1 protein-coding gene is annotated in these 1,413 nt (G+C 69.7%); it reads left to right on the plus strand.

Annotation, left to right across the window (positions count from 1 at the left end; genetic code table 11):
• Window positions 1-1,413: 2,4-dienoyl-CoA reductase FMN-binding domain-containing protein (locus AC5RUJ_RS16335; RefSeq protein WP_494156256.1), on the plus strand; the 1,413-nt coding region annotated here is incomplete at both ends.

Here is a 1,413-nt window from a genome sequence, read left to right on the forward strand (position 1 = left end):
GGCGGCGCCATGATGACGACGGCGGAGGAGGCCGCCCGCCACACGATCGTTACCGGCGCCGTCCACGCCGCAGGTGGGCGGATAGCGCTGCAATTGCTGCACGCCGGACGTTACGCCGCGCATCCCGAGCCGGTAGCGCCCAGCCCGTTGCAGGCCCCGATCAGCCCGTTTACGCCCCGCGGGCTCAGCGAACCGGAGATCGGGCAGACCATCGAGGACTTCGCGGACGCGGCCGCGCTGGCCCGCGAAGCAGGATACGACGGCGTCGAAATCATGGGGTCCGAGGGCTACCTGATCAACGAGTTCATCGCCGCCCGCACCAACCGGCGGACCGACCGCTGGGGCGGCAGCTACCGGAACCGGATCCGCTTCCCGCTGGAGGTTGTCCGCCGGACCCGCGAACGGGTGGGCGAGGATTTCATCATCATCTACCGCCTGTCCATGCTGGATTTGGTGGAAGGCGGTTCCACCTTCGAGGAAGTCGCCGAACTGGCCCGCGGAGTCGAAGCGGCGGGGGCCACCATCATCAATACCGGCATTGGCTGGCACGAATCCCGCGTGCCGACCATCGCCACCTCGGTGCCGCGTGCCGGCTTCTCCTGGGTCACCCGCCGGCTGATGGGCGCCGTCGGAATTCCGTTGGTAGCCACCAACAGGATCAACAGCCCCGATACCGCCGAACAGCTGCTGGCCGACGGATACGCCGACATGGTGTCCATGGCCCGCCCGTTGCTCGCCGACCCGGCATTCGTGCTCAAGGCCTCGCGCGGACGGGCCGACGAGATCAACACTTGCATCGCCTGCAACCAGGCCTGCCTGGACCACACCTTCGTCGGCAAGACCACCTCCTGCCTGGTCAATCCGCAGGCCTGCCACGAGACCGAACTGCTGATCGCGCCCGCCGCCGCGCCCAAATCGCTGGCCGTGGTCGGGGCCGGGCCGGCCGGGCTGGCCTGTGCCGTCACTGCGGCCAGGCGCGGGCACCGCGTCACCCTCTTTGAAGCGGCGGACGGCATCGGCGGCCAGTTCAACCTGGCCAAGCAGATTCCGGGCAAGGAAGAGTTCCACGAGACCATCCGCTATTTCAGCCGCCAGCTGGAACTGCTCGGCGTGGAGGTGCGGCTGAAGACCCGGGCCACGGCGGCGGCCCTGGCCGAAGGCGGGTTTGACGAGGTCGTCCTCGCCACCGGCGTGCTGCCGCGGGTCCCTGACCTGGACGGCGTGGACCACCCGAGCGTGCTCGGCTACCTGGACGTGCTGCGCGACCACCGGCAGCTCGGTGAAACCGTGGCGGTGCTGGGCGCCGGCGGCATCGGCTTCGACGTCAGCGCGTACATCACGCAGGCCGGTCCCAGCGCCACCCTGGATCCGGGCCGGTTCCGCGAGCACTGGGGGGTCGACGACGACCCCGCG

This window comes from Arthrobacter sp. Y3223164 (genome assembly GCF_059091005.1).